The organism is Achromobacter sp. Marseille-Q0513, assembly GCF_018195695.1.
Lineage (GTDB): Bacteria > Pseudomonadota > Gammaproteobacteria > Burkholderiales > Burkholderiaceae_B > Achromobacter.
Genome location: NZ_JAGTJY010000251.1, coordinates 1 through 6,801, shown reverse-complemented (window position 1 = coordinate 6,801; position 6,801 = coordinate 1). Strand labels below are relative to the sequence as shown.

Sequence of the window (6,801 nt, the reverse complement as noted above, 5' to 3'; positions counted from 1 at the left end):
GGTGGCGCGCTCAAGCACCAGCACGTCCAGGTCGCCGTCGTGGCCGTCGGCCGCCTTCGCGTCGGACAGGTCGCGCATCACCGGCACGGCGGCCAGCAGCAGCTCGGGCTTGGCCGGCCAGGCCTTGCAGGTGACCGCGAAAGGATTGCTGCGATTCCCGCTCTGCAAGGCGATGAAGTCGCCGCTGCCGCTCAGGCGGACACGGCCCAGCTTGTCCGGCGCCGAGGCGTCCTGGTATGCCGCGGCCACGATGCCGGCGGCCTCGGGGCAAGCCACGGGCGCGGCATGCGCGGCGCCCGCCGCCGACAGGGCGGACAGGGCAATGGCGGACAAGCAGCGGGACATCAAGGCCATGGAGGGGAATCCGTGAATGTGAAGCCCCGAGTGTATCGCTTCAGCTGCCCGCTTCGGCCTCGGGCAGGGCCATCAATCCCGGCAGCGCCTGCGCCAGGGCATCGACCGCCATGCGGACCTTGCGCGGCAGATGCGCCGCCTGCAACCACAGCGCATGGGCATCGTAGAGAAACGGCGCCTGCGCCGGCAGCAGCAACTCCAGTTCCCCGGTCCGGAGGCGCTCGCCAACCAGCCAGTACGGCAGCCATGCGATGCCCATGCCGAGCGTCGCGGCATCGGCGATGGCGTCGAGGTCGTCCATCCGGATCCGGCTTTGCGGCATGAACTCCCGCGGCGCCTGGCCGTCGCGCGGGAACAGCCATGGCCGGGCACGGCCCGACCGCCGGTACAGGACAGCCTGGTGCGAGGCCAGCGCATCGATATCCGCCGGCCGCCCATGGGTCTTGAGATAGGCCGGCGACGCGCAGACGATCATCGGCTGGCGCGCGATGCGGCGCGCCGCCACGCCCGCCTTGTCCTCCAGCGCGCCGGTGCGGATGGCGATGTCGTAGTCGCCTTCCGCCAGGTCGACAAACCGGTCGCTGAACGCAAGATCCAGCTCCAGCGCCGGGTAGTCCCGCGCCAGCCCCAGCAGCACCGGGGCCACGCAGTGCCTGCCGAAGTGCACGGGCAAGGCGACGCGCAGCTTGCCGCGTGGCTGCGCCAGCTGGTCCTCGGCCAGCGCGTCCGCCGCTTCCGCCTCGGCGATCACGATCCTGCAGCGCTCGTAATAGGCGCGCCCGAAATCCGTCAGGCTCTGGCGGCGCGTCGTGCGGTTGAGCAGACGCACGCCCAGGCGTTGCTCCAGCCCGTGGATGTGCTTGCCGACCATCGGTCCGGACAGGCCCAGCTCGTCCGCCACCGCCGCGAACGATCCCAGCTCCACGGCCTTCACGAACACGGCCATGCTGGTCAATCGATCCATATTGAAAACTCCTGGTTTCCAGAGTCGATCAGAATCGACCATTTATCGGCGGAAATTGTGCCCCTATAGTCCATTCATATCAATTGGTTCCTTATGGAGAACATATGGCACGCGTTATCCGCTTTCACCAACATGGGGGCCCCGAGGTCCTGCGCATCGAACAAGCCGAGGCGGTTCCCCCCGCCGGCGGCGAGGTGCAGATCCGCGTCAAGGCGCTGGGACTGAACCGGGCCGAGGCCCTGCTGCGGGCCGGGACCTACATCGAGCAAGCCGTCTTTCCGTCGGGACTTGGACTGGAGGCGGCCGGCCTCGTCGAGGCCGTCGGCGCTGACGTCACGGATTTCGCGCCCGGCGATGCCGTCAGCATCGTGCCGCCGCAGTCCATGGTGCGCTGGCCGGCCTATGGCGAACTGGCGACCTTCCCCGCCGAGCTGGTCGTCAAGCATCCGCCGTCGCTGGACTGGAAGGAAGCCGCCGCCGTCTGGATGCCCTACCTCACCGCTTACGGCGCGCTGGTCGATGTCGCCGGACTGCGCCAGAGCGACTTCGTCGTCGTGACGGCCGCGTCCAGCAGCGTCGGGCTGGCGGCGATCCAGATCGCCAACCGGATCGGCGCGATCCCGATCGCCGTCACGCGGACGCGCGCCAAGGCCGAGGCCCTGCTCGCGGCCGGCGCCGCCCATGTGGTGGCGACCGCCGAGGAAAACCTGGAGGCGCGACTGCGGGACATCTCGGGCGCGGCCGGCGTGCGCGTGGTGCTGGACCCCATCGGCGGGCCGATCTTCGAACCGTTGACGGCGGCGATGGCGCGCGGCGGCATCCTCGTCGAGTACGGCGGCCTGAGCCCGGCGCCCACGCCGTTTCCGCTGCACGCCGTGCTGGGCAAGGGGCTGACGCTGCGCGGCTATCTCGTGCACGAGATCACCGGCGATCCGCGACGCCTGGCGGCGGCCAAGGCCTTCATCCTGGACGGGCTGGCATCCGGCGCGTTCAAGCCGGTGATCGCCCGGACCTTCGCGTTCGACGACATCGTGGCGGCGCACCGCTATCTCGAATCGAACGAGCAGTTCGGCAAGATCGTCGTGACGGTATGAACGGCGGCGGGATTTACACTGGCCCCATCCATTGTTCCCCGCCGCGCCCGCCATGCCCAGCCGCCCCACGCTCTTTGCCCCGCCCAAGAAGCAGCGCGCCCCGCGTCCCAACTCGCTGCTGTGGGTCCTCGACCCGCTGGAGCGCGATCCCGGCTACCTGCGCAAGAAGATGTTCGGCTGCGAGGCCGCCTACCTGGACGGCCTGCTGTGCCTGGTGGCGGCCGATCGCGGCGCGCCCTGGGGTGGCCTGCTGGTGTGTACCTCGCAGGCGCATCACGCGGCCTTGATCGAGGAAGCGCCGGCGCTGCGGCCGCATCCGGTGCTGGGAAAGTGGCTCTACGTGCCCGAGGCCGACGAGGATTTTGAGGCCGTGGCCGAACTGATGGCGCGGCTGGCGCTGGCGCGCGACCCGCGCCTGGGCATAGCGCCCAAGCCGCGCCGCCGGGAGCCCGGCCCCCGGCGGTCCAGGCCCTGACTCAGGACCTGACTCAAAAGCGATAGGTCACGCTGCCCACCACCGTGCGCCGCGTGCCGTAGAAGCAGTCGCCGCGCGCGATGCAGGTGCCCACGTATTCCTTGTCGAACAGGTTGGTCACGTTCAGCGCCACGCGGAACGGGCCTCGGTCATAGGCCAGCACCGCGTCGTACAGCGTCACGCCCTCGACGCGGTTGTTGCCCGCGCCGTCGAAGCTGTGGCCGTTGTAGCGCACGCCCGCGCCCGCCAGGAAGCCCGGCACGCCGAAGGCGCTGAAGCGGTAGTTGGCCCACAGCGACGCCATGTTCGACGGAATGCTGGCCAGCCGCTGGCCCTGGTCGGTGGCCGTGCCCTTGGTGATCTTGGGGTTCAGGTAGGTGTAGGTGGCCACCAGGTCCATCCGGCCCAGCGAGGCCATGGCCTCCAGTTCCAGGCCGCGCGTGCGCGCCTCGCCAACCTGCACGGTGTCGGCCTGGCCGTTGACCACGCCGGCGACCTGGCGGTTCTTCTCGATCATGTCGAAGACGCTGGCCGTGACCGTCAGGTTCTCGCCCGGCGGCTGGTACTTGACGCCCGCCTCCCACTGCTTGCCGCGCAGCGGCTTGTAGGCTTCGTTGGCCTTGTTGAAGCCGGCCACGCCCTGGAACGACTCGGCGTAGCTGATGTACGGATTCAGGCCCATGGCCGAGCGGTACATCAGGCCGAAGCGCTTGCTCAGCTCGCTGTCGTCGCGGCTGCCGGACGGCGTGCCGTCCACGGACGACTTCGAGCTGTCGTGGCGCAGGCCCAGCATCAGCAGCCACTGATTCCACTCCAGCTGGTCCTGCAGGTACAGGCCGGTCTGGTTGGCATGCGAATCGGGCACGCGCACGGTGGACGTCGGCGGCGTGTAGTTGCCGTAGACGGGGTTGTAGACGTCGATGGGCGCGGCCGAGCCGCCCACGCCACGGCGCGCGGCAAGCTTGGAGCGCTGGTAGTCGATGCCCGCCAGCAGCGTGTGCCGCACCGCGCCGGTGGCGAACTTGAACTGGCCCTGCGTGTCGAGCACGAACTGGTCCAGCGTGGGCTGGTTCAAGTAGATCGTGCGGCGCAGCAGCGTATCGCTGCCCGGCACCCAGCCGTGGCCGGCGCCGTTGAAGCCGGCGGTGTAGACGCTGCGGTAATCCACCTTGCTGTGCGTGTAGCGCAGGTTCTGGCGCACCGTGACGGCGTCGTTGAAGGCGTGCTCGAACTGATAGCCCAGCGAGCGCTGCTCGGCGGTGTACTTGTCGAAGTCCGGCTCGCCGACGAAGAAGTCCTGCGGGATGCGCCCGCCCGGCTTGCCGTAGAGCGTGCCGCGCCAGGGCAGGAAGCCCAGCATGGTGCCGCTGTCGTCCTTCTGGAAATTGGCCAGCAGCGTCAGCGAGGTGCTGGCGCTGGGCCGGTACGTCAGCGACGGCGCGATGAAATAGCGGTCGTCCTTGACGTGCTTGATCGAGGCGTTGCTGTCGCGCCCCAGCGCCACCACGCGGTACAGCCATTTGCCTTCTTCGTCGATCGGGCCGGTCAGGTCGGCCTGGATCTGCTTGCGCTGGTAATTGCCGTAGCTGATGCCGATCTCGCGCGCGGCCTCGGCCTGCGGACGCTTGCTGACCTGGTTCAGGATGCCGCCCACCGCGCCCTGTCCATACAGCATGCCGGACGGTCCCTTCAGCACCTCGATGCGCTCCAGCGCATAGGGATCGGGACGGGTGTTGTTGTAGAAGCCGACGGAGTTGAGCAGGCCGTCCAGGTACTGGGTGGAATCGGCGCCGCGGATCTTGACCGAATCGCCACGGTTGTCCACGCCGAAGGCGGCGGCGGTCACGCCGGCGGTATAGCCCACGGCCTGCTGCACCGATTGCGCGCCCTGCAGTTCCATGCGGTCGCGCGTGATCACCGTGATCGACTGCGGCGTTTCCATCAGCGGCGTGTCGGTCTTGGTGGCGGTGACGGCGCGCTTGGCCACGAAGCCCTGCACCGGGCCGGTCGGGGATTCATTCACCTCGGACGCCGTCACGGTGACGGCGGGCAATTCCACCTGTTGCTGCGGCTGCTGGGCCAGCGCCGGACTGACCGCCCCCGCTCCCATCATCAGCATCGCCGCGCCCAGGGATTGGGCGCGCCTGGGGCAAGGGCTGGGCCTGGTGCCAGTCGCCATCGTTCTTCCTTTCCTGATCTTTAACACATGAATACAAATGCAATGTATTCGCATTTGCGAATGAATTGTGTAATAAAGCTTTCAGTCTGCGCAAGCGCGAAATCCAATCCGGACTTCCCCCCGTTGCGGCAACGATACAAACCGGCCCCTTCAGCCCCTCGAATGACACACGCGCGTCAGGCGCCATGACTACAATCCGCCCCGCTGTCGCTGGGGCCCGGCCGCGCGAGGGGGTATTAACCCTGTATTACCCGCTACTACCGCGCCAGCCCCGGATCTGCAATCATCAACTGTCCCGCCGACCGCCGCGCCACTGGCCGCCGTCGGCGATTCCCGGGTTCAACGCTGCATTCCAGAGCCTTACATGTCTCACGTTCAGCACTCCCCCAGCCGCCCGGACCTGGGCGGCATCCATCTCGTTCCCACGGACGCCGCCCAGGCCGGCGCGGCCCGCCAGCAACTCGAGGCCTTCCTGGCGCGCTCCCGCCTGCGGGACATCACGATCTGCACGGACCTTGACGGCGCCGCGCCCGGCTGCCGGGCCAGCCTGGCGCCCGCCTTCGCCGCGCAACACCTGCCCGATCACGACACCACCGGCCTGGCGCAATCGCTGGGCCTGGACAGCGGCGTCGACGAGGCCGCCCTGGAACGCGAGATCCTGCTGGCCATGCTGGGCAGCCCGGTCCCCTTCCCCTTCCCGTCCGTGCCCGAGCTGGAGTCCGCCATCCGCATCCGCCGGCGCATCGTCCAGGCCGCGCGCAAGACCGCCCTGGCCTTCGACACCGAGCACGCCGAGCGCCCCGAGGGCTACTGGACCTATGACGAGGAACGCGGCTTCACCATCCTGCCCGGCCGCTCGCTCATCGAAGGCCTGCGCCGCGCCACCCAGCCCGAGGCCTCGGGCCAGCTCTACGCCTTCTCGTGCTACCGCGCGACCGAGTACGTCACGGTGCTGGGCATCGCCCAGGAGCTCGAACAGGCCAACCCCGCGCTGGCGCGCGACCTGCAGCGCCAGTGGGAAACGCGCGCGGTGATGTCCGGGCGCTTTCACGACACCTTCCTGCACGAGTACGGCTCGCTGGCCGAGCCGCTGCCGCAGCGCTTCTACGTGCCGGGCGACCGGCTCTGGTTCCGCAATCCGGACTCCGCGTCGTCCGACGTGGAAGGCTATGAAGGCTCCTGGGTGTTCTACCTGGGCGGCGGCCTGTTCAATAATTTCTGGGAACGCGACCAGCCCTTCACGCTGACCTCCAAGTGCGTGGAGATCCATCACTGGCAGCATGCCTTGCGCGCCGACGCCCAGGGCAAGGGCTATATCGACGAAGAGCGCGTCAAGACGCTGGTGCGCCAGACGCTGGCCGACCCCGACGCCACCGCCGCCGTGCTGGCGCGCATGATGCGCATCCGCGATCCGCAAGGCGTGTACGAGGAAGGCGGCTGCATCGACGCCACCCGCGAACGCGTGCGCTGGGTCACGCCCGGACATAGCGATATCTCGCTGCCGGACTTCCCCTCGCCCGCGCCGACCAGCGTGGCCTGAGCGCCAGCGCGCCTCGATACCCGCTTCAGGAAAAATGGGGCGGTCCGAAAGGGCCGCCCCATTTTCCATTCGGGCCGAGCCCGTTCAGCCCCCCTCGGCCGTCAGCCCGGCCAGGTTGCGCTGCTCGGTTTCCGTCCGCCGGCCCAGCTCTGCCTGTCCCAGGTCCACCTGGCCCAGCACCTGCACCGGCGCGTC

5 protein-coding genes and 1 pseudogene are annotated in these 6,801 nt (G+C 68.8%); 3 read left to right on the top strand and 3 right to left on the bottom strand.

Translation table 11 applies throughout. The features are described 5' to 3' along the window. Window positions 1–354 (bottom strand): annotated as a pseudogene (locus tag KDH83_RS28575) (hypothetical protein); the annotation flags it as partial. A gap of 40 nt (window positions 355–394) precedes the next feature. Beyond that, window positions 395–1,318, bottom strand: a complete 924-nt coding sequence (locus tag KDH83_RS28570; RefSeq protein ID WP_212321978.1) for a LysR family transcriptional regulator — start codon at window positions 1,316–1,318, stop codon at window positions 395–397. A gap of 104 nt (window positions 1,319–1,422) precedes the next feature. Here KDH83_RS28570 and KDH83_RS28565 point away from each other — a divergent pair, with 104 nt between their 5' ends. After that, window positions 1,423–2,412, top strand: a complete 990-nt coding sequence (locus KDH83_RS28565; RefSeq protein WP_212321977.1) for a zinc-dependent alcohol dehydrogenase family protein — start codon at window positions 1,423–1,425, stop codon at window positions 2,410–2,412. Window positions 2,413–2,464: 52 nt separating this feature from the next. Next, entirely contained in the window at window positions 2,465–2,887 is a 423-nt protein-coding gene (locus KDH83_RS28560) for a hypothetical protein (protein WP_212321976.1), read from the top strand. Between the two features lie 13 nt (window positions 2,888–2,900). Here KDH83_RS28560 and KDH83_RS28555 read toward each other — a convergent pair whose 3' ends face one another. Next, on the bottom strand, window positions 2,901–5,000 hold the full coding sequence (locus tag KDH83_RS28555) for a TonB-dependent siderophore receptor (protein WP_249205420.1): 2,100 nt from the start codon (window positions 4,998–5,000) through the stop codon (window positions 2,901–2,903). A 430-nt stretch (window positions 5,001–5,430) separates the two neighbouring features. On the opposite strand from KDH83_RS28555, the gene KDH83_RS28550 reads away from it, so the two are divergent. Further along, on the top strand, window positions 5,431–6,606 hold the full coding sequence (locus KDH83_RS28550; protein WP_212321974.1) for a hypothetical protein: 1,176 nt from the start codon (window positions 5,431–5,433) through the stop codon (window positions 6,604–6,606). The last annotated feature ends 195 nt before the right edge of the window (window positions 6,607–6,801 follow it).

Coding starts and splice junctions, on each gene's coding strand:
- KDH83_RS28550 (WP_212321974.1), top strand. CDS start 5,431: ATGTCTCACGTTCAGCACTCCCCCAGCCGCCCGGACCTGGGCGGCATC.
- KDH83_RS28565 (WP_212321977.1), top strand. CDS start 1,423: ATGGCACGCGTTATCCGCTTTCACCAACATGGGGGCCCCGAGGTCCTG.
- KDH83_RS28560 (WP_212321976.1), top strand. CDS start 2,465: ATGCCCAGCCGCCCCACGCTCTTTGCCCCGCCCAAGAAGCAGCGCGCC.
- KDH83_RS28555 (WP_249205420.1), bottom strand. CDS start 5,000: ATGATGGGAGCGGGGGCGGTCAGTCCGGCGCTGGCCCAGCAGCCGCAG.
- KDH83_RS28570 (WP_212321978.1), bottom strand. CDS start 1,318: ATGGATCGATTGACCAGCATGGCCGTGTTCGTGAAGGCCGTGGAGCTG.